Origin of the sequence: Leptothoe sp. EHU-05/26/07-4 (assembly GCF_043421015.1) — a bacterium.
Classification (GTDB): Bacteria; Cyanobacteriota; Cyanobacteriia; order Phormidesmidales; family Phormidesmidaceae; genus Leptothoe; species Leptothoe turfae.
Genome location: NZ_JAXSQV010000004.1, coordinates 793,474 through 816,186, shown reverse-complemented (window position 1 = coordinate 816,186; position 22,713 = coordinate 793,474). Strand labels below are relative to the sequence as shown.

At 47.7% G+C, this 22,713-nt stretch carries 16 protein-coding genes; 12 read left to right on the top strand and 4 right to left on the bottom strand.

The window, feature by feature from the left end; genetic code table 11:
* Positions 1 to 98: 98 nt before the first annotated feature.
* Both U2F10_RS16540 and U2F10_RS16535 read left to right on the top strand, forming a co-directional pair.
* Positions 99 to 1,538: a YcjF family protein gene (locus tag U2F10_RS16540; protein WP_499061801.1), complete on the top strand. Its 1,440-nt coding sequence runs from the start codon at positions 99 to 101 to the stop codon at positions 1,536 to 1,538.
* A 229-nt stretch (positions 1,539 to 1,767) separates the two neighbouring features.
* Positions 1,768 to 2,721 carry a sulfotransferase family protein gene (locus U2F10_RS16535; protein ID WP_499872765.1) on the top strand — a complete coding sequence of 318 codons (954 nt, stop codon included), beginning with the start codon at positions 1,768 to 1,770 and terminating at the stop codon, positions 2,719 to 2,721.
* Positions 2,722 to 2,752: 31 nt separating this feature from the next.
* Here the strand turns inward: U2F10_RS16535 and U2F10_RS16530 are convergent, their stop codons facing one another.
* Entirely contained in the window at positions 2,753 to 2,914 is a 162-nt protein-coding gene (locus U2F10_RS16530) for a hypothetical protein (protein WP_163667656.1), read from the bottom strand.
* Positions 2,915 to 3,077: 163 nt separating this feature from the next.
* Here U2F10_RS16530 and U2F10_RS16525 point away from each other — a divergent pair, with 163 nt between their 5' ends.
* The 4 genes from U2F10_RS16525 (at position 3,078) to U2F10_RS16510 (ending at position 7,221) form a co-directional block, all read left to right on the top strand.
* Positions 3,078 to 4,064 (top strand): ABC transporter ATP-binding protein, encoded by a 987-nt coding sequence (locus U2F10_RS16525; protein ID WP_163667653.1) that lies wholly within the window; start codon positions 3,078 to 3,080, stop codon positions 4,062 to 4,064.
* Between the two features lie 86 nt (positions 4,065 to 4,150).
* A complete protein-coding gene (gene ygfZ / locus U2F10_RS16520; protein ID WP_163667650.1) occupies positions 4,151 to 5,134 on the top strand; it encodes a CAF17-like 4Fe-4S cluster assembly/insertion protein YgfZ in 984 nt (327 codons plus the stop codon).
* A gap of 338 nt (positions 5,135 to 5,472) precedes the next feature.
* A complete protein-coding gene (locus tag U2F10_RS16515; protein ID WP_499061799.1) occupies positions 5,473 to 6,009 on the top strand; it encodes a hypothetical protein in 537 nt (178 codons plus the stop codon).
* 468 nt (positions 6,010 to 6,477) lie between these two features.
* Positions 6,478 to 7,221, top strand: a complete 744-nt coding sequence (locus U2F10_RS16510; RefSeq protein WP_499061798.1) for a glycoside hydrolase family 24 protein — start codon at positions 6,478 to 6,480, stop codon at positions 7,219 to 7,221.
* Positions 7,222 to 7,254: 33 nt separating this feature from the next.
* On the opposite strand, the gene U2F10_RS16505 is transcribed toward U2F10_RS16510, so the two are convergent.
* From U2F10_RS16505 to U2F10_RS16495, 3 genes are all read right to left on the bottom strand, one after another.
* Positions 7,255 to 8,328, bottom strand: coding sequence for an anthranilate phosphoribosyltransferase family protein (locus tag U2F10_RS16505; protein ID WP_163667641.1), 1,074 nt, complete (start codon positions 8,326 to 8,328; stop codon positions 7,255 to 7,257).
* 71 nt (positions 8,329 to 8,399) lie between these two features.
* On the bottom strand, positions 8,400 to 9,326 hold the full coding sequence (locus U2F10_RS16500) for a LysR family transcriptional regulator (protein WP_006515233.1): 927 nt from the start codon (positions 9,324 to 9,326) through the stop codon (positions 8,400 to 8,402).
* A gap of 385 nt (positions 9,327 to 9,711) precedes the next feature.
* The gene (locus U2F10_RS16495) at positions 9,712 to 10,986 is read right to left on the bottom strand and encodes a HEAT repeat domain-containing protein (protein ID WP_499867088.1); all 1,275 of its coding nucleotides are present in this window, start codon (positions 10,984 to 10,986) and stop codon (positions 9,712 to 9,714) included.
* A 575-nt stretch (positions 10,987 to 11,561) separates the two neighbouring features.
* On the opposite strand from U2F10_RS16495, the gene U2F10_RS16490 reads away from it, so the two are divergent.
* The 6 genes from U2F10_RS16490 (at position 11,562) to U2F10_RS16465 (ending at position 22,672) form a co-directional block, all read left to right on the top strand.
* Positions 11,562 to 13,427, top strand: a complete 1,866-nt coding sequence (locus tag U2F10_RS16490) for a ferredoxin--nitrite reductase (RefSeq protein WP_499872764.1) — start codon at positions 11,562 to 11,564, stop codon at positions 13,425 to 13,427.
* A 478-nt stretch (positions 13,428 to 13,905) separates the two neighbouring features.
* Entirely contained in the window at positions 13,906 to 14,082 is a 177-nt protein-coding gene (locus tag U2F10_RS16485; protein WP_250565078.1) for a hypothetical protein, read from the top strand.
* 653 nt (positions 14,083 to 14,735) lie between these two features.
* Positions 14,736 to 16,298 carry an MFS transporter gene (locus U2F10_RS16480; protein WP_163667628.1) on the top strand — a complete coding sequence of 521 codons (1,563 nt, stop codon included), beginning with the start codon at positions 14,736 to 14,738 and terminating at the stop codon, positions 16,296 to 16,298.
* A gap of 201 nt (positions 16,299 to 16,499) precedes the next feature.
* Positions 16,500 to 18,731, top strand: coding sequence for a molybdopterin oxidoreductase family protein (locus U2F10_RS16475; protein ID WP_499872762.1), 2,232 nt, complete (start codon positions 16,500 to 16,502; stop codon positions 18,729 to 18,731).
* A 375-nt stretch (positions 18,732 to 19,106) separates the two neighbouring features.
* Positions 19,107 to 20,843, top strand: a complete 1,737-nt coding sequence (locus tag U2F10_RS16470; protein WP_499061794.1) for a diflavin flavoprotein — start codon at positions 19,107 to 19,109, stop codon at positions 20,841 to 20,843.
* Positions 20,844 to 20,950: 107 nt separating this feature from the next.
* Entirely contained in the window at positions 20,951 to 22,672 is a 1,722-nt protein-coding gene (locus U2F10_RS16465; protein WP_499872760.1) for an oxygen-binding di-iron domain-containing protein, read from the top strand.
* The last annotated feature ends 41 nt before the right edge of the window (positions 22,673 to 22,713 follow it).

The following is a 22,713-nucleotide window of genomic DNA, read 5'->3' as shown; positions in this document are numbered from 1 at the left end:
CTAACTCAGGTAAAAAATTGGCAATTTCATTTTATGAATTTAGGCTATATGTCTAATATTCAATCAGCGATGTCACCCAACGACAGCGAGCACCATCTATGCGGCGACCTCTAATCATCGCTATTGCAGTTTTGATTTTTCTCGGTTTGCTGTTATGGCTGATCAGCACCTTGGGGACTCTCTATGCTGGCCTGTCTAACTTACATCCATGGTTGGCTCAGGCAATCACTAGTTTGATCGTGGTGCTTATGCTAGCCGCGTTGGGGGTAGTTGCTTATTATGGCTGGCTGTTTTTGCGTCCGCGTCATCGTGCCCAGCCGCCACCATTGCCCAAAACCACCAGCGAAGCTGCCGTCGCCCAACTGCAAAGTCTGGATCAACAGCTCAGCCACATCCAAGATGAAGTTGCGCGGCAAGCGTTAGTTCAACGGGCGAAAACCGTAACCCATGCCTTTGAACAACAGCGGCTGCATTTAGTGATTGTGGGCAGCGGCTCAGCAGGTAAGACATCTCTGGCCAATGCCCTAATGGGAGAAATGGCTGGAGAAACAGCGGTCACTAAAGGGACAACGACTCAACAGCAAGATTACCGGATAGCTATTCCGGCCATTGATGGGGAAATTATCCTCAGTGATAGTCCCGGTTTACTCGATGTTGGTGCGGCAGATCAAAACACCCGAGAACTCGCAACCCAGGCTGACTTATTGCTGTATGTAGTCGACAATGATTTGCATCGGGCGCAGTATGAGATTTTGATGCAGTTGCTAGCAGTGGGTAAGCGCACCTTGCTAGTGCTGAACAAGATTGATCTTTACACCGATGATGAGGTGGCGCTATTGGTCAGTCGACTGCGGCAGCGGATCGGACAGCAGATGGAGGGTGAGGATGTGGTTGCGATCGCAGCCCATCCCAAAGACGAACCCACCCCCTACATTCAGCCCCTCATCGACCGCATCATTGCCATTCTTCGGGCCGAAGGTCGCGACCTGATTGCCAACAACATTTTGCTACAGTCCCAGCGGCTGAGTATAGAAGCACGACAGCTGCTAACCCAACAACGTCAGCAAAAGGCTGAGGCCATTATTGACCGCTACCAGTGGATTGGGGCAGGAGTATTAGCCGCCACACCGCTACCTGTCGTGGATATGCTAGCCACCGCCGCCGTGAATACCCAAATGGTAGTGGAATTGGGGCAGGTCTATGGCATCTCCGTCAGCATCGAGGATGCCCGCACCCTAGCGATCTCGTTAGCCAAAACCATGGGTAGCTTGGGCCTGGTTAAAGGAGCGCTCAAACTATTAACCGTTGGACTCCAGGCAAATCTGGCCACAGCCGTCGCTGGAAAACTTTTACAGGGTGTGAGCGCCGCCTACTTAACCCGCATTGCGGGCAAAAGTTTTGTGGACTATTTTGAAAACCAGCAGGATTGGGGTGATGGCGGTATGCAAGCCGTTTTGGAAAAGCACTACCAGCTCAACCGTCGCGACCAAATCGTTCAACAATTTATTCAGCAAGCCATCGCTTCTGTTCGCAGCTGAACCCACTGCTGAGCCCACTACGGATCAGGTTTATGTAACAGAGATGAAGTTACCAAAAATGACTATCTATAAGGAAAACTTGTCCATAGAATGGTGATACAGCGATTAATCTGATGGCATCGTCAGATTAATACTCCTTAAGCCCATTAGATACATCTCTACACCCTAGAGATAACGACAATAGATATTTAAATTGTCCTAGCCCCAATCTACTCAGCCCTGATTAACAATGACCGCTAACAACGCGCAGCCTGTCCCCAGTATTCTCAAGTCAGCTGTCGCCAAGCGCACACCCACGTTTCTGATTATTGGTGTGCAAAAAGCAGGGACGACATCTATATATAACTATCTAAAGCAGCATCCCCAGGTGTACATGAGCCCGGTTAAAGAAACAGACTTCTTTAACAAGGACTGGGACAATGCATCAGCTGAGATGAAACGCCGTAAAAAAAATGGACTTGTTAGTTGGGATCTATATACCCAACTATTTGATGGGGCAACCGATGAGCATCTGGCCCTGGGAGAGGTGTCTCCCAACTACATGCTCAACTACCAAACCTCGGCTGAGCTGATTCAACAGCGTTTACCCAAAGCCAGACTGATTGCCATACTACGTAATCCCTTAGAACGGGCCTGTTCTGACTATTTAATGAACAGGCGCGACGCCATCGGCAAACAGACGCCTCTGGCGGAACAAGTCCGCAGCCGTGGCGACACGTCCTATGTGTTGCTAAAGGGAAAATATTACGAATCCCTAAAGCACTTTTTTGATGTGTGCGATCGCAACCGCATAGATGTCTTCCTCTATGACGACCTGCGCAAAAACTCCCAAACCTTTATGCAGGGCATCTATCAATCCATTGGTGTAAACGCTGATTTTGTGGCAAATACCGCTAAAAAAGCCCAAACAGCCAAAGTTCCCAAGAACCAAGCACTCAATCGCCTACTCAAAACCCAAAACCCCATCCGCACGGTTGCCACTGGCATCATGCAGCTCGTTCCCACAGATCTGAGACATCAGTTGCGTGAAAAGCTGATTTCCATAAATTCCCAAGACAAGGACAAAGCGAAGTTCACAGAGGAAGACATGCTCCTCCTACAGCAGTACTATCGCGAAGATATTCTAAAACTCCAGGATCTTTTGCAACGGGATTTGTCGGCCTGGCTGAAGGATGCCAGCTAAGGAAAAGGACTTGAAAAATACAGAATTTCTTTTAACTGACCAAGAAATTCCCCCAACCCAGCACCAAACTACCCATCGGTGCTGGCACCATTTCGCCACGAAAATCCAGCATCTGCACCAGTAATAAATAGGCAATGGCTAATACTAATGAAATTGCACCCGTAATAATCGCAACAATTTTTGAACGATCCATATTAAAAGAGGTAGTCTAACGTTTTGGCATAGTATGACAGGGCTATTTAAACGCTCTGATAACCTAATCTAGGTTATTGAGAATCTACCCCCTTCTCAACTATACCGACTAGACCATACCTAATGTGTGCAGCGCCCCGTTAAGGGTCGTATTTTGTGAGTTAATGGACACCGTTTTTCCCACTGGTGCTAACCCGTCTGCCATTGTGCATCGTCCGGTTATCGTTAAAACTCAGGATCTGAGTAAGACCTATCGCACGGGTTTTTGGCTAAATCAAAAGATAACCTCACTACAGCATTGTTCCTTGGAGATATATCAAGGAGAAACGTTTGGATTATTAGGCCCAAACGGTGCTGGCAAAACCACACTCCTCAAACTGCTTTTAGGTATTATCCGTCCCTCTTCAGGCAGTGCTCAGCTGCTTAATCAGCCTGCTGGCGACCCAACTGTTAAGCAGCAAATCGGCTACTTGCCAGAAAATCCTTACTTTTATGACTATCTAACTGGCTGGGAATTTCTCACCTACTCTGCTGGTTTGTTTAATATTCCAGCCTCTATATATAAAGAGCGAATTCCTGAACTTTTGGATCGGGTAGGTTTATCACGACAGGCGGCCATTAAAAAACAGCTGCGCCAGTATTCCAAGGGGATGCTGCAGCGCATCGGCCTGGCCCAAGCCCTAATTAATGATCCAGATATCATTTTCTTAGATGAGCCCATGTCGGGACTGGACCCTACGGGTCGCTACCTGGTAAGGGAAGTCATTCTGTCGCTGAAAGACCAGGGTAAGACGATCTTTTTTAATAGTCATATTTTGGCCGATGTGGAAGTCATTTGCGATCGCATCGCTATCCTTAACGAAGGTGAACTGATCTGCCAGGGCAGTCTCCATGAGCTACTCGGGGCTCCCGATGCCTATTTTGTAAAAGGCCAGGGGGGCAGCCTGGATGTTCTAGAAAAATGGCTGCAAAATCTCACCTTCGAAGGCGGCTACTGGCAAGGTTATCTCCAAGGGAATCCCAACGACTTTATGGCCAGCGTCACCTTGATGAATGGCCGTCTAATTACTCTAGACCTCAGTCGGCTTTCCCTAGAGGCGTTTTTTATTCAGCAAATCAACCAGCAAGGGACAGCACCCAGCAAAACCTAAACACTAATTTCCCGATCAAGGGGACACAATCACCCCCAAATAGCTCTAAAGTATAAACTTCACCACGTAGTGTCTCAGCATTTGTCATGGTCGAAGTCTCTACTACTGCATTTATTGATCGCTCAGATTGGGGGCGGATTCAGATCACTGGAGATGATCGACTCCGCTTTCTCCATAACCAAACGACGAATGCTTTTGAACAATTAGCACCCGGCCAGGGCTGTGAAACAGTACTGGTTACATCCACAGCACGCACCCTGGATCTAGTCAGCGCCTATGTAGATAACAGTAGTGTTCTGCTGATGGTATCTCCTGGCATGGCAGACGAACTGATCGCCTGGATGGACCGCTATATCTTTTTTGCCGACAAAGTTAATCTCAGCAATCAAACCGAAGTAACCTTTGCCATTACCATCCTAGGCCCAGAAACTGACCAGCTTTTAACCAAACTTGAGTTACCTCAACCCGATACTGCCCCTTACAGCCATATCCTGGCCAATTGGCCTGCTGGCAACGTTGAAATTCAAGTTGTCAGAGAAACCGGTTTGGGAATACCTGGCTATACCTTAATCGGTGCTAAAGAGCACGGTCCTGCGTTACAAAACTGGCTAATTGAGCAACAGATATCTTGCCTATCCGCCCAGGAATGGGAAGTACTACGGATTCGTCAAGGTCGCCCTATGCCTGGGAAAGAATTAACCGATAAAGATAACCCCCTGGAAGCTGGACTCTGGCATACAGTTTCCTTTGAAAAAGGCTGTTATATCGGCCAGGAAACCATTGCTCGACTCAACACCTATCAGGGCGTGAAGAAACAACTTTGGGGCTTTAAGCTGGACAAACTAGTACCTGCTGATGCCGCCCTCAGCCTGGAAGGTGCTCCCATGGGCAAAATCACTAGTGTGGTAGCTGACGATACTGGTGTTTGGGGATTAGGGTACCTGCGTACTAAAGCCGGAGGCGCGGGGCTAACTTTAGAGGTAGAAGACACTACGGCTGAGGCAATAGATCTGCCATTTTTATCCCGTGGCTATTTGGATGACAGTCAGTCTCCCATTACTGCTCCCTAGCTCAACGGATAGCAATGTTATTTTTTAATATTTTCTCAGGAATTTCTTTTTTAAAACAGAACAACTAGTAGCTACAATAGGAGAAGCGTGGGTTTTTCGCTGCAGGTTTTTTAAAATTCGTTTCCGAGTGGAAAGACTAACTCTGACATGGGTACTCTGAAAGTGCGTTAAGAGATTCATGCCAGTTTAGTTCTGAAGAACACTCACCGTCTGCAGGAATAGGCCAACGCATCAGGTTTGAAAAAAACTTTATTCCTAAGACTATCCCTACCCCAGGGCAGGGATAGTCAGTTTCATATCAATGTGGCAAATAACAATACTATTTAGAGGCTTTAGTCATGGCAACATCCCCTTGGAGATTACCGCTTGATCGAGCAGTTCGCTACGCTGTTAGTGATGCGTTAGCGTCAGTCAAATCTTACGTGTACGATTTAGAGTATTCTCAGCGTCAGTCCTCCCAGGAGGTCATTCCCTGGAACAATTATTTAGCCGATCTCAGAGCTCTGCATCAGCTGCTGCTGAATCTACCAAGTCTCGAAACGGCTGCATGGTTAACCGACGACGACGCTTACAATGCCCCCACATTTACACCATTTGTTAATGGCATTGCTGACGCCAAAACAAGTATTCGTAGGGTTCACGGCTGGCTACTCTCTCTGTCTCATGCCACAACAGATCATAAGTCTGAACGTCATCCCCGTTCTATCTCCATAGAACAAGAGTATTATTTTCGTCAGATTGATAAGGCGTTAACTCAACTGCAATTGATGCCTACACCTGGTAGCGAAGCTTGGTACACCAAGTATGAACCGGCTGTTGAGAAAGTAACATCTGTCACAGCAAGTCAGCAACCTCGAGAACGAGCAGTCGCTTAACCCTAAATGGGCTAAATTTGCTCGGTGTTGCTTTCATATATATATGCTGAACTCTCTATAAAGGGAGCTGCCAATAGGCAGCTCCCTTTAATGCTGATGGTTGTTGATGGACAATCCCATGGGAATATTGGCACAGACAGGTCACGTTACCGTGGCGATAATTCAATAGTTCGATATACTAGATGCTCACGAAACTTATAGCACACTGCTGAATGCATATCTCATCTCCGAAGGAGAGGCTGCATATCTCTGAAGGAGAGGCTGCGCCAAGCCATATGTATAGCAATATAGCCACGATTCTATTGCGATATAATCTAGAGCCTTTATCAGGATTCCAAAGATTTTTCGTTTCAACTCCAGGGTCAATATCAAAAGCAACGGAAATTAGACACCCTTATCGTGTATTTCGTGATCGTGGGTCTTGCATCACTCATTGACCATCAATTCACCTGTCTAGGATCCTGAAACTTGTCTTCCCGCCCTCCTATTAATTCTCTTGATGAAGAATCTGCCCCACAGCAAAAGGCAGATTATGGTCCTCTGCTCATCACAATTTTGATGTTTTTAGGGGTTATTGGGGTGCTTTTCCACTGGGCATCCCCAAAAATGAATTGGCCCTACCGTTTACCAAAAGCATGGTTTGATCCATCTAGGTTATTAGGCCTAGGCTCAGCTAATTGGGTAGAATCCCCATTGCCTTTGGCCATGGTGGGGGGTGATCCATATATACGTGCCCTAATGCGGACCATCTCAGCCAGCGAATCGAATATGGATAAGCCATATCGCCTGCTGTATGGTGGCAAGACCATTGATCAATTGAGTCACCATCCTGATACCTGTGTACCGATCGAAACCGGTCCAAATCTGGGTGACTGCACAACCGCTGCGGGGCGATATCAGTTTTTGACAACAACCTGGCAAGCCAAAGCCGAGCAGTACCATCCCTATCCGCCGGACTGGTTTGAATTTTGGCAAGTCTATGATTTTTCGCCTGAATCACAGGATGTTGTTGTCTATCGCTGGCTGGCTGATCCAGATGCTTGGGGAACGGATATTAGTCAGCAATTACAGGCTGGGAAAATCAATCAGGTATTAGAACTGCTATCAGGCACCTGGACCAGTCTAGGTTATGGCATCGAAACCAATTCTATGTCCGGCCATCTGCCTCGCATCTATGGCGAGATGCTAGAAGAAGAACTCTCAGTCCCCTAGCGGCTGATTGGCAGCGGTGATGGAAATCATTGATTAAACAGCAGAGAGTTGAGGATTCAGTACGGTTGCGATCGCATCTCTAATTTGTTGGCGTTTAGCCTGTACCTGACCAGACTCCAGCAACTGCTGCGCCTGTTGTAAACCATCTGTGAGAGTTGCTGCCGCCTCTGCCCGCCATAGATAAAACCCCCCATTCCAAATCACTGAACGGGTTAACTCCGTCGGCTCCCCATAAATTGCCTGTTCTAGATAACGATTAAAATTCTCATCTAAACTCGGATCCGCACCTTCAAACCCATAGTCTCTTGGATGGAGCAACAGACGTTCAAATACAGGTTCTCCATCTTTCAGACTTCCCATGCCAATAATTGCTGTCCGACTGCGGGCTAAATCACAACTGCCTTCTAACCCTTTAACCGTTGTAAATTCTTCGGTATGGCGCAGCTGATAGGTTTCCTGAGTACGGGTTTCTGTAGGCGGATGTACAAAACTACTGACAACATGATGTTTACCATCGCAGGGGGACCACATTAACTCTACGGTAGCCAGTGTGGGTCGTTTGCCAATTTGCTCTCGATATGGAACTAACCCATGGGCTGCAAGAAAGTGTTGAGGCATGTAGACAAAGCCCACATGGGTAAGCTCAAACACTTTTTGGGTTTGGTCAAGCGTTAATGGTCGCCAAGTCAAACCTAAATCATGCCAAATATCAACCAGGGGTAATCCCATTTTGGTGGGCATCCGCTCGCCACCATGTAAAATCACCGGCACCCCTGCAGCAGCCAAAATTAATGCAGTAACAGGTGTCACCGGAGCATTACGAGCACGACCATCGTAGGGATTGTTTAACACCATCGTCCGATAGTCGGTCAGCGGTGCTGTTAATTTTCCCCCCATTTGATCGTAGCAATCTAGCATGCCAGCAAGTTCTGGAATGGTGGGTCGCTTAATCCTCTGCGCAATCATAAAAGCACCAATCTGAGCAGGGGTTGCCGTTTGCTCAAGCATCATCCGAGTAGCAAGGGCAGATTCTTCTCGACTTAAGTGCTTTGAGGTATGGGTGCCACTACCGATCTTCTTTAAAAGATCTCGAAAGGTGTTGCTCATAATGAGACTGGGGGTGGACGTTAGAGATTGGGGGTATACCCATCAAAATGACCTAGATAGGCCAATTAACTTTAGGCTACTAGGCTAGGTAATTCACTGAGCTGACTAAAGCTTTCATCTGCTAAACGCTGAACCATATCGCAGAACTGTCGTACGGGCGGTAACCGCAGACGATCTTGGGTAGTCACCATGACCACTTGACGAGTCAGAACAGGTGCAGCTGTGCTGCGAACAGCTAAACCAGGATCTCGACGACTTTCAGCCAGGGCCGACTGAGGCAATAGGGCAATCATTTTACCTTGGCGAACAACACCTCGAAATGCATCGAGGGTATTAAGTTCGAGGGCCATTTTTAACTCAGTTTCAGGCACCTGAGATTGAACCAATCGCTGCATGCCATAGCCATCTTTAAAGACCACATGGGGGTAACGGGCAATTTCAGACCAAGGAGCCGGGCTATAGGTTGCCAAAGGATGATCAGCCGCCATCAACACTTCCACCCGATCCTCATATAGAGGAGTGACCGACATCTCTTGGGAATTAGTCAGCATGGGATTGTGCATAACGATGGCGATATCCACCAGGCCATCTCGCAAAACCTTGAGAGATCGATCGCTACCGAGGGCCGTTACCCGCAACTGCACCTTAGGATACCGCTGACAAAACTGGGTGATAATTGGCGGTAAAAAGTGAGAACACACCGACTGAATCCCCGCAACACAGAGTTCTGGTTGGCGACCTTCCAGCAAATCTGCAATTTCACTCGTGGCCTGCTTCCACTCCTGACAAATCCGGCGGGCCCTGGGCAAAAGCCGTTCTCCACCAATGGTGAGCTTGGCTTGGGCCGTACGATGAAACAAGGGCATACCCAAGTCATCTTCTAAGCCACGAATTTGTCGGCTAACGGTGGACTGGGTAATGCCACATTTACGGGCTGCTGACTGAAAACTGCCGGTCTCGGCAATGGCTAAAAATGCTTGTAGCTGCTCTATGCGCATGGACTTACAAGGATTAGGGGCTTAAAAATCACCAAAAATGGCGAAGCCGTTCATCTCCACTCTAGGCAGCCTTAACATTATATTTAGTGCGTCTGGCTACCGGTGGCGGACCAACTAAGCAAATATTGCTAAAGATTTTTAAAACTGCACTATACATTCCAACCAGTAGCAATCCTCACAACCCCCTTAGGGTAGGCCGGTTGCTGCCATTTTTTGAAAATAGCAGTCAAACAAGCACTGAAATAATGCCGTCAGTGTTTATCAAAAGAAATATGGTTCTGAAAATAAGGATTGAGAAACAGGAGATCAGATTTTTATCTTTATTTTAATATTTTCTTAAGCTTATAGGTTGACCTTACTCCTGACTAGGCCTTAATCGGGTAAATTACCAAAGCTTCAGAACATCTGCCTGGTGTTCAGGGCTATCTTCAAGGTAGTTTGAAACTCGTTCCAAACTATGGTCAGGCTCCAAACGTTTTAAGGCAGCAATGGTGTGAATTGGGATAGCATCCGCCGTATGCTTCAGTAATGGTAATAGTGCATCAAATGCCTGGGGGAGTCCCAAACTAGCTAATGCCATAATCACTGCCTGCACGACAGCCTCCGATGGTTTGTTTTGTAACTGTTCAATCAAACTGTGGGTGGCTTGTTCAGACAGGGCTACCTGGCGCATGTCCCCAAGCACACGAACAATAGCTACTAATACCTGCGTTTTTTCTTGAGCAGTAAACAACTCGCTATCGTCAGCCTCTGTAGTTGCAAACTCTTTGAACGCATGGGTCAAGATGGCAAAAGCTCGCTGTGTACTTTGTTCGGTGACAGCGGCAACATGATCGCAATACCACTCCAATGCTCTCACTGTATCGATGCGTAGAGCTATTGGCGTGTGGATTGACAATAGTATCCGTTGGAGCGCATCAAGACTATCTTCATCACCTAAACGACCCAGGGCAAGGGCTGTCTGGCAACAAACACTGACATCAATATCCCATAGCAACGGTTGAAGCATTTGACTGATCTGGTGATGTGCTTGCAAATCGTGACGACGCCCCAACGCCATCACGGCTGCTTTACGCACCGCTGTAGCTGGATCGCCCAGGGCAGTCAATAAAACAGGCGTAACAACACTGCTATGGAAACTGCCTAACGCATCGATGGCATAGTAGCGGACAGTTGCATTTTCATCCCCGGCAACACTGACCATAGCGGGAATAACACCGCTAGATCGTACCTGGTTAAGGGCTTTTGCTGCTAGCAAACGTCGCCTGGGGTTTTGTAATAGCTGACTCAGAACAGTAATGGTAACAGGCCCCATGGCCGCCAACGTCTCAATGGCGAAAGCACTGAGCTCTGCCGCTTGCTCTGCCGTACGATTTACATAGTAAGTCGTATTATCAATCTGCTCGGCAATGGCGGCGATCACCTCAGGTCCAGGGAAATGCCCCAAGGCACGAATGGTAAACCAGTGGGTTTCAGCATCAACGGCAGGATCATTCAGTAACTCTAGGAGGGGTGCGATCGCACTATCCCCTTCTCTCACAATCAACTTGGCACTGTTCCACTTCTGCTTAAAATCACCCGTTTTGAAGTGCTGCCAGTGACTTACTCGACGTTCCAACCCTGAGGATTCCACACCGCTAAGACCCTTCGATGGTGGCATACATGAACTCCACAGACATCTCGTCCATTATTCCGCGAAAAGGAGCTAGTAGCACATTTACCCATGCATATATCGATTTTTCAAATGCAACATATGCATTATTTTGCCAACGTATCACTGCTTAAGATGGGATCTCATTAAAGTCCCAATAATTAATTGTAGGCATTTACAGAGGGCCACACCCACTTTAGAAGCTAGACACTGACTACTATCAAGACAAACCCAGAACGCTCAATTAAACCAACTGAAACCTGTAAGAAACAGAGATCAAAACACCAAATAACGCATCACCCCAATGCAATTCATGCAAGAGTGCATTGGGAATGGTAGTTTTCTATACAAAAAAATAAGGTTTTTCTCAATATTCTTTATTTAACTCGATAGCAAGCGAGCTAAATGAACTCCTGAAGCGGTTCCTTATAAGTGTGTCTAGCGGGGCAGGGCCATAGATTCTTAGGAATCTTGGTGTTTTGCTCCCGTTTTTTTTGCTTCGGCTAGACCGATGAACTGCCTAAGGTTGCACCGATGGCCGATGGGCTCAGGTGTTTTCTGTTAATTATGTTGGGAGTGCTGCTGTGGTCACCGCATCCACTACTGAGAAAAAGGTAAAACTCAATAAGTTTGAAAAATACAAAGCCGAAAAGGATGGCTTGGCAGTTAAGGACGAACTACAAAAGTTTGCCGAAATGGGTTGGGAAGCTGTTGATGAGACTGACTTAACCCAGCGTCTCAAGTGGTTAGGCATTTTCTTCCGCCCCGTTACTCCTGGTAAGTTTATGCTGCGGTTGCGCATGCCCCACGGATTAATTTCGGCCCAACAGATGCGTGTTCTAGCTGAAATTGTTCAGCGATATGGTGACGATGGCAGTGCTGACATTACAACCCGGCAAAATTTGCAGCTACGCGGCGTTCACTTAGAAGATATTCCTGATATTTTCTCCAAAATGCATGCCGTTGGTCTCACTTCGATGCAATCGGGGATGGACAATGTCCGCAACATTACAGGGTCCCCTGTTGCTGGCATTGATGCCAATGAATTAATCGATACCCGAGAATTGGTTCAAGCCGTGCAAGACATGATTACCAACAGTGGTCAAGGTAATTATGATTTCACAAATTTGCCGAGAAAATTCAACATTGCCCTCGAAGGAAGTACCGACAACTCGGTGCATGCCGAGATTAATGACATTGCCTTTGTCCCCGCTTACAAAGATGGCAATCTTGGCTTTAATGTATTAGTCGGCGGCTTCTTCTCATCCACTCGATGTGCGGCAGCCATCCCTCTAGATGTATGGGTTCCAGCAGACAAAGAAGATGTTGTTGAACTGTGTCGAGCCATCTTAACGGTTTATCGCGATAATGGTTCTCGGGGTAATCGTCAAAAAACCCGTTTAATGTGGTTGATTGATGAATGGGGGATGGACAAGTTCCGCACTGAAGTGGAAAAAAGCGTTGGCAAGCCCCTAGCCACAGCCGCACCTGAAGATGCCTTAGATGCTGATAAGCGAGATCACGTCGGTGTCTTTCAACAAAAACAGGAAGGTCTTAACTATATTGGCTTACATATTCCCGTAGGTCGTCTACGGGCAGAACAGATGCTGGACTTAGCTCGTGTAGCTGAAGTTTATGGCAGTGGCGAGCTGCGGCTAACCGTTGAACAGAATGTCATTATTGCTAACGTTCCAGATAATCGGTTAGCCGTCTTTTTAGCAGAACCTATTGTTCAGACGTTCCCCATTCAGCCATCTTCTTTAGTGCGCTCTTTGGTGTCTTGTACAGGGGCCCAATTTTGTAACTTTGCCCTTGTGGAAACCAAGATGCAATCCTTGGCCCTCGCGCGACGCCTCGACTCAGAGTTAGATATTTCTGAGCCTGTGCGTATACATTGGACCGGTTGCCCCAACTCCTGTGGTCAGCCTCAGGTGGCACAAATTGGCATGATGGGCACCAAAGCCCGCAAAAATGGCAAAATGGTGCCTGCAGTAGACATCTATATGGGCGGCACCGTAGGCAAAGACGCTCATCTGGGCGAGCGGGTCATGCAAAAGGTACCTTGCGATGAACTCCCCGGCGTAGTGCGCAAGCTGCTGACTGAAAACTTTGGAGCAACCCTCAAACCGGGTGTAGTGATTGACGAGCCTGTTGAAGAAACAGAAACAGCTACTCCTGTTAAAACGAAGAAACCTGCCGTTGTTGTTTTCTCTCAGTCTGACAAAGAGATTAACTGTGATGATGGTCAACCCATTTTGGCAATTGCTGAAGCAGCAGGGATAGACGTTGAAAGCAGTTGTCAGTCTGGTTCTTGTGGCACATGCAAGCTACCTCTGATAGAGGGCAAGATTCGTTATGAAGGCGATCCAGCGGCTCTTGAAGCTGGAGAGAAAGGTGCAGTTTTGACCTGTATCGCGCATGCGGAAGGTCGGGTAGTGATTGACGCTTAAGAAAGCATCATTTTGACAATTGCAAACCCCCTTGACAGCATCAACTATCAAGGGGGTTTTTATTAGGAAAAACGACAGTAAAACACCTGTAAAATGCAAATAATGCATTTGATATATGCAAAATAAAAATCAGTTTGTTAACGCCGTTAAAAATGTTACAGAACTGGCGTATAAACCATGGGCATTATTGGCATCATTAGAAACGCTTTCTCACTAATGAATAATCTAAAGTCATTGATATTTCCTGCTTTCCTGGGTCTTACTGCTGGAGTAGCCCACGGTATTATTTCGCACCAGACTGGATTACCCATGTCATTAACCGAGCAATTTATACAGCCATTCACTGCTTCTGAAACAGTCAGCTACTCGTTTCAAGACTAAATTTCGTAAACAGTATTGTTTGCTACAGAATAATTATGGGATGCTTGAGCTGACATTATAGTTCAGGGTTAGTTATATGGACTCCCAGACTCGTGCCATGTCTACTCAAGTTTCCAGCCTAGATCGAACTTTGGCGGCGGCTCTAGCAGCGTTTTCCATGTTTGTGGTTGGTTACACCGCTGTTCGTGTTTACTTAGCTCAGCCAGCTACAACCGCAGATGTGACTAACGTTACGCCTCACCAGGCTACATTGTGGTCTGAACTTGGCAAGTAGTTTGCATGATTAGCTAGACAAGCTAGCAAGAGCTAGACAAGCTAGCGAGCAACATAGACAGTTGGTTTTTCGATAAAATCTCTTGAAAGCCTGACATTCTCTGAGCGGAATGTTAGGCTTTTTAGCTGAAAAAACTTCTAATATCAGTCACTATCTAAAGTCTTGCATTTAAGCTATGAAACGAGCGCCAGGAATCTTGTAGCTACTGGCCACGACATCCGCAGAAGAGTGATCCAATAGTGTGGCCAAACTGCTTTCACTTCAGCATCTTGGGCGGCTTTATGCAAAAAACAAACAATCACATGCAAAAAAAGAATTACTTGTCGTTAACGGTAGCGAAAGGCACATTTTTACTTGTTGCTCACCGATAATGTAACGCTATGGTGATTTGGCTTTAGATTTTATCTGTTCAACTAATCTTAAATCGGCAGATTTCATCAAGTTTTTGTCAATGATTTTTGTTTTTTAGAGTGAGTTGATTAGAGAGATTAAGGGCTATCCACCATTAAATCTGTTGCGTCGCGTTGTCTGTTGTCCTTTCAGGATCCATAGCATTAGCGATTTTGTTCTAAAAAAGCAGCAGTCTGAAATCTACTAATGAGTGAATTTCAGAAGGAAAGTGAAATGTTTGTCTGTCCAGGAGAATAGAACTGATGCTAGGAGAGATGTGGTCCTTTAGGGGACGCTACAAAATCCTCCACATGACCTGGTTTGCCTTTTTCCTGTCGTTTGTTGTTTGGTTTAACCTGGCACCTTTGGCGACAGCAATTAAGGCGGATTTTGGTCTGGAGGTAGGTCAAATTCGTACCATTGCTATTTGCAATGTGGCTCTTACAGTTCCAGCTCGTGTCATCATCGGCATGTTGTTGGATAAATATGGTCCTCGTTTGACCTATTCGCTGTTGCTCATCTATGCAGCGATTCCCTGTATTATTTTCGCCTCTGCCCAAAGCTTTAACCAGTTGGTGATTGGCCGTCTGCTCATGGGTATTGTGGGTGCTGGTTTTGTCATCGGTATTCGCATGACCGCAGAGTGGTTCCCCCCCAAGGAGATTGGTCTGGCTGAAGGTATTTATGGTGGCTGGGGTAACTTTGGTTCTGCATTCTCTGCATTTACTCTTGTCGGTCTGGCAACTGCTCTCAACTTCATTCCTGGTGCTTTCCAAGTCCCTGACAGTGGTCCATTACTCAACTGGCGCATTGTGATTGCTGCCACTGGTATCATTGCAGCCCTTTATGGATGCTTATACTACTTCAGCGTGGAAGATACGCCCCCTGGTAAGGTTTACCAGCGTCCCCCCAGCACTCGCGGTATGGAAGTCACTACGGTAAGAGACTTCTGGGGTCTGATGCTGATGAATCTACCTCTAACTGGCATTCTGGTTGTTCTGGCTTGGCGTCTTAAGAAAGTTGGTTTCCTCAACGAAGGTACATTTGGTCTTGCGATCGCAGCCCTAATCGCCCTGTATCTCTTCCAGGCTTACAACTGCTGGACAGTCAATAAAGACTTATTGTCTGGTGCTAAGCGCTACCCTGCTGAAGATCGCTATAAGTTTAAGCAGGTTGCCATTCTTGAGCTAACTTACATTGTGAATTTCGGTTCTGAGCTGGCTGTAGTATCCATGCTGCCCGCTTTCTTCGAAGGCACCTTTGGTTTGAGCAAAGCCCTGGCTGGTATGTTGGCCGCAAGCTACGCGTTCATGAATCTGTTTGCTCGTCCTAGCGGTGGTTTGATTTCCGACAGACTCGGTAGCCGTAAAACAACTATGGGGGTTCTAACCCTCTTTATGGGCATTGGTTACCTTGTCATGAGCAGCATCCCTAGTATTCGTGATGCTCTCGGCGGCGGCGGTACCTTTATGGTTGGTCTCGCCGTTATCTTAACCATGGCTTGCTCCTTCTTTGTACAAGCTGGTGAAGGCTCCACATTTGCCATCGTGCCCCTTGTAAAGCGCCGTGTAACTGGTCAGATTGCTGGTAACGTTGGTGCTTACGGTAACGTTGGTGCGGTTGCTTACCTGACTCTTTACAGCTTGGTACCTGAGGGAGATATCGGTAACATCATCTTCTTCCAGACCCTAGGTGTTGCAGCAATTATTGTTGCCTTCCTATGCTTCTTCATCCTCGAAGAGCCCAAAGGTTCCTTTGCAGAGGCCCACGAAGGTGAAGACATATCTAATATATCTGTACCTGCTGATGGTTCCTACGTTGGCTAACGCCACAACAACGTTCGCTTAAGCGAGCAAAACAGCGTCGATACTGGTTGTCATTATCCCAAGTGTTATAGCAACCAGTGATGATAGCAATGTCAACTCAACAGATTGGGGGGCCGGTTTGCGCTCCCCTTTTCTGTCTAAAAAAGATTTAATTTTCGAATTAACATAAGACAGATTTCTTGTGGATGGAGGATGCGATCTATGGCTGATGGAGCAAAAACACTGTGCCCATACTGTGGTGTAGGCTGTGGCCTTGAGGTATTACCTCCTGCGCAACCGGGGCGAGCTGTAAATCGCGATGAACAGGGTAATCCGGTTTGGCAAGCGCGGGGCGATCGCAACCACCCATCAAGCAAAGGTCAGGTATGCATCAAGGGGGGCACCATCGGCGATTCCCTTGATCGGGGGCGATTGCTTCACCCAATGATGAGAGAGTCTCTCGACCAGCCACTACAGCGTGTCTCTTGGGAAGATGCCCTCAATCGCATCACCTATGAGATTCGTAAAACCTTGAATGAACGAGGTCCAGAAGCCATTGCCATGTATGGATCTGGCCAGTTTCAAACAGAAGATTATTACACCGCACAAAAGTTATTGAAAGGTTGTTTAGGTACTAACAACTTTGATGCCAACTCTCGCCTATGTATGTCGTCAGCGGTAGCGGGCTATATCCAAAGCTTTGGGTCAGATGGTCCCCCTTGTTGTTACGACGATTTAGAACAAACTGACTGTGCCTTTTTAATTGGGACCAATACAGCCGATTGTCATCCAATTGTGTTTAATCGGTTGAAGAAATACCACAAGAAAAACCGCAAGGTAAAGATGATTGTGGTGGACCCGCGCCGCACCGATACTGCAAAGGCAGCGGATTTACATTTGGCCATTAAGCCGGGAACCGATATTGCATTGCTCAACGGCATCGCCCACCTACTCTTGAGACATAGCTGGATCGATCCCAGCTTTATTGACTCCTGTACTGATGGCTTTAGTGACTATGCCCAGGTGGTGAAAAGCTATCCCCCCGAACGAGTGACTGAGATTTGCGGCATCACCCTGAGTGAACTTACCAAAGCAGCTGCCTGGTGGGGCAAATCTCAGCGAGTGCTATCCCTATGGTCTATGGGGGTGAACCAGTCCACAGAGGGAACTGCTAAGTGTCGCACCATCATCAACCTGCATCTGATGACAGGTAATATTGGCAAGCCTGGAGCGGGTCCTTTTTCTCTCACAGGGCAGCCCAATGCCATGGGGGGTCGAGAAGCGGGTGGATTAGCCCACATTTTGCCCGGTTATCGCCTGGTAAAAAACCCAGAGCATCGCCAAACAGTAGAAAAGGTATGGCAGGTGCCTGGGGGCAGTATTTCTCCGGTACCGGGGCTGGCGGCTTGGGATATGATGCTGGCCCTGGAACGAGGGGATCTAGGCGTCTTTTGGGTAGCTGCTACCAATCCCGCCGTCAGTATGCCAGATATTAAGCGCACCCAGGCTGCCCTCAGAAATTCTCCTTTCACCATTTGCCAGGACGCTTATTACCCAACCGAAACTGCTGCCTTTGCCCACGTAGTTCTACCCGCTACCCAATGGGGTGAGAAAGCCGGTGCCATGACTAATTCTGAGCGAGTGGTCACTTACTGCCCTGCCTTCCGTAATCCTGTTGGCGAGGCTAAGGCTGACTGGGAGATTTTTGCTGAAGTGGGTCGTCGATTGGGCTTTGAAAAACCGTTTGCTCAGCGCACATCAGCTGAGGTATATGACGAGTTTGTGACGCTGACAGCCAATCGCCTATGCGATTCTACAGGCCTCAGCCATGGGCGACTGGCGAAGGGACCCATTCAGTGGCCTTGCCCGGCAGGGGAGAGTGATGAGATCGCCTATGGCAAACATGACAAGCGACTATACACGAACTATCGATTTGCCACGCCTAATCAGAAGGCTAAGTTCTGTGCCTTCCATATTAAAGGGCTAGCTGAGCCTCCTAATGAGGATTATCCCTTTGTGCTGACAACGGGTCGACTGTATGGGCATTGGCATACTCAAAGTCGGACGGGACGGATTGAGCGGATTACAAAGCGTTATCCGGAGCCGCTGCTGGAGGTGAATCCTCGGGATGCACAGTTGCTGGAGGTGCAGTCTGGGGATTGGGTGGAGGTGCGATCGCAACGCAGCTTTGCCCAGCTAAAAGTTCTGGTCACGCAAAACATTACCCGTGGCACTATCTTTATGCCCATGCATTGGGGGTTTCTCTGGGGTGACAACATGGAAGTTAATGCCTTGACTCACCCGGAGGTTTGTCCAATCTCCCTGGAACCTGAGCTTAAGGCTTGTGCTGTGCAGGTGATTCCAGTTCCGGCACCTCAGATTTCCGATGAGGCCACTGTTAAGTCTCGGTTCGAAGCGGCCCAGAAAATAGCAATGGAACCTGTGAAAGTTTAAAGTTCGAGCATGGCTAATCCTCGGGAGAATTTAAAAGGCATCTAGGCAAACGCTTGATTGACCATATCTCGACACGGTTCACCGCACTAAGGGTAAGGGGACTGCACAACAATAAAGACCCAGGTTGGAGCTGTAGATGGGTGCATGAGTAATGGGGTAATGGGGTGGTTATTTAAGCGCAAGCGCCTAAGCCATCAGAGCTGTCAAAGCTTTTTAAAATTGATCAATACCTATGCATTAGCAAAGCAGATTAAATAACTAAAAAAATATTAGCTAAGCTTATAAGACAATTAGAGAATTAACATTTTACAGATCCTGATTCTGTCGCCACCATAGGGACAAGTCCATTAAATTTTCAGTCAGGATTTTCACCCTATGGTTACTCTTGCTGCTCCGTCAATAACAACGGCTTCACCAAATAGACTGACAATCCAAACTGCTGAAATTGCCTTGGGTTCTACAGCAATTCGTTGCCTTGACTGGGATCGAGACCGTTTCGATATCGAATTCGAGTTAAAAAATGGAACTACCTATAATTCTTTTCTCATCCGTGGTGATCAAACTGCGTTAGTTGACACATCTCACCAAAAATTTGAAGCGTTATATTTTGAGACTCTCGAAGGTCTGGTGGATCCAACAACAATTGATTATCTTGTCGTCAATCACACTGAACCAGACCACAGTGGCTTAATTGGCCGTTTGTTGGAGATTGTGCCCCAGTTGACAATAGTAGGCTCGAAGGTAGCCATTCAGTTTTTACAACATCAGCTGCATCGTCCATTTGCTTTTCAATTGGTTAAAAGTGGCAGCCAGCTAAATTTGGGGCAGGGACACTGTCTGGAGTTTGTTTCGGCTCCTAATCTTCACTGGCCCGACACAATCTTCACCTACGACAGTGGGACTCAGGTGCTCTATACCTGTGATGTGTTTGGCATGCACTACTGCGATGACGCTCTCTACGACGAGATACCAGAGCTGCTAGAGCAAGACTTTCAGTATTATTACGACTGTTTGATGGGGCCTAATGCCAGGTCCGTATTGGGAGCCCTAAAGCGGATGAATAAGTTGACGGTGACCCTGGTGGCCACCGGACATGGTCCCCTACTGCAACATCACCAGCAGCAATGGCTCGAATACTATCGCACCTGGAGCGAAGCCCAATCTAAGGCGACTCCCTACGTAGCGCTGATTTACACCGATGAGTATGGCCATAGTGATCATATCGCCCGTGCAATTGCTCAGGGTATTCACAAAACCGGCACCGATGTTGAGCTAGTGGACTTAAACGAAACCGATCTCCACGATGTGAGAGAAATTGCCACCACTGCCACCGCCCTGGTGGTAGGGATGCCACCTCAAGCAACCAATAATAGTCACGTCTCTGCTGCACTCAGTACAATTTTGGCGGTGGCCCATCCTAAACAGGCCATTGGCTTATTTGAAACGGGTGGCGGTCACGACGAACCGATTTATCCACTGCGTAATCGGTTTATAGAACTGGGACTAATAGAAGCATTTCCACCAATCTTGATCAAGGCGACCCCATCTGATGCCACTAAGCAACACTGTCAGGAAGCAGGCACTGATCTGGGGCAGTGGGTGAGTCAAAACCATCGGCAGCGTCGCAGAGAAGCCTCAGACTCTAGCTTAGACCAGGCTCTAGGGCGGTTGAGTAGTGGTCTTTATATAGTCACTGCCCGTAAAGGAGATGTCACCAGTGCCATGTTGGCCTCCTGGGTCATGCAGGCTACCGTTGAGCCTTTGGGGCTGGCGGTGGCCGTTGCTAAGGAACGTGCTATTGAATCTCTGCTGCATGGAGAGGATTATTTTGTTCTAAATGTGTTGGAAGAGGGCAACTACCAGCGGTTGATGAAGCATTTCCTCAAGCGCTTTCCCCCCGGTGCCGATCGGTTTATTGGCATTGCCACCTACGATGCGGAGAACGGTTCCCCGATTTTAGCTGAAGCACTGGCATATTTGGAGTGTCGGGTCATCAGCCGTACCGATGCAGGAGATCATTGGATAATGTATTGCGCTGCCGATCGTGGACGGGTGGCTCACCCTGACGGTATCACCGCTGTCCATCATCGCAAAGCCGGTAGTCATTACTAAAAATGGCGACTAATAACAAACTTTTTGGGTGTCATTGCCATGCATGACACTTCATTTTGTACTCACAGAAGTTTTTGCTCTAACCTATCACCAAGAGAACATATACGATGACTTATACAACACCAACAATTTCGTCAACCGGCAGCCGTCCTCGGGATGTGCAGGTGGCAGACATTGGTACACAATCCCAAGTATTACGATCTCGCACCTGGGATCGCCTCAAATTTGAAATTGAATATGGACGGCGGCGGGGCACCACCGCTAATTCCTATTTAATCAAAAGCGAGAAAGTCGCCCTTATCGACCCGCCAGGTGAGTCTTTTACAGCTACCTATTTAGCTACGCTACAACAACAGATTAACCCCCATAACATTGACTACATCATCACCAGCCACGTAAATTCTAATCGGATTGTTACCCTCAGGGGCCTACAGCAGATAGCACCCCAGGCAACACTGGTGTGTTCTCACCCTGCCTTCAGTACCCTAAAAAAATCAGGTCTAGTTTGGTCGGTGGTCCCTGTCCGTACAGGAGATACGCTAGACTTGGGTCAGGGACATCGCCTCAGCTTTATTAGTGTGCCAACCCCACGCTGGCCCGATGGACTTTGCACCTACGATCCAACCAGTGAGATTTTATATAGCGATAAGCTATTTGGCAGCCACTTTTGCGGCAACAATATTTGGGATAGCCACTGGCGTGAACTCAATGATGACCGCCGTTACTATTTTGATTGTCTCCAGGCCCCCCAGGCCAAACAGGTAGAAGTCGCCCTAGATCAGTTTGATGCCTTTTCTTTCAAGATTCTTGCGCCAGGCCATGGTCCCTTAGTACGTCATAGCCTGAGTCGATTTCGTCAGGACTATCGACAGTGGTGCCAGGAACAAACCCAACGGACACTGCGGGTTGCCGTACTCTACGCCTCGGCCTATGGTAGTACGTCCACCATCGCCCATGCCATTGCCCAAGGTCTCACAGACAATGGTGTGGCGGTGGAAGCTATTAATTGTGAGTATACTCCCACTGAGACTCTCACTAAAGTTGTTGCCGACTGTGATGGGTTTATTATTGGGTCGCCCACATTGGGTGGCCATGCCCCAGTACAAATTCAAACTGCCTTGGGTACAATCCTGGCAAATATACCTAAAACAAAGTTGACGGGAGTATTTGGCTCCTATGGATGGAGTGGTGAAGCGATTGACTTATTACAACAAAAGTTGCGGGATGCAGGTTATCGGTTTGGCTTTGAGCCAATTCGCGTGCAGTTTAGCCCCGATTCGACTACCCTCAAGATATGTCAAACTGCTGCAACCGCATTTGCTCAGCAGTTGCGTAAGCGTTCCCGTCAGCAGGTACCGCGTCAGACGATGGTCGACATTCAGACTAGCCGTACCGCTCAGGCCCTGGGGCGCATCATCGGCTCTCTATGCGTAGTTACCTTTGAACACCACAGTCACCATCGGGCGATTCTCACCGCCAGGATTTCCCAAGCCAGTTTCGCACCGCCAGGGATTATGATGGCTTTACCTATGGGGGATGATGCGATTTCAAGTCTACAAACCCAGGGCTCATTTGTTCTCAACATCCTCAAAGAAGGACGTAGTATCCGCCGCCATTTTTCCTATCAAAAATCCTGTCAGATTCCCGTAGATCAGCTGAACACCGAAATCTTACAAGGGGGAAAACCGATATTTACTGATGCTCTAGCCTATTTAGAGGGTACCATCATCAGTCAACAAACCATTGGCAGCCATCTATTGGTATACGCTCATATCAACAATGGTCAGGTATTAGATAAAGGGGGACTGACTGCCATCCATCAACTGTAAGGCATTAGGGCACCCACAAGAGCTGTCCCTACAGGATCGGA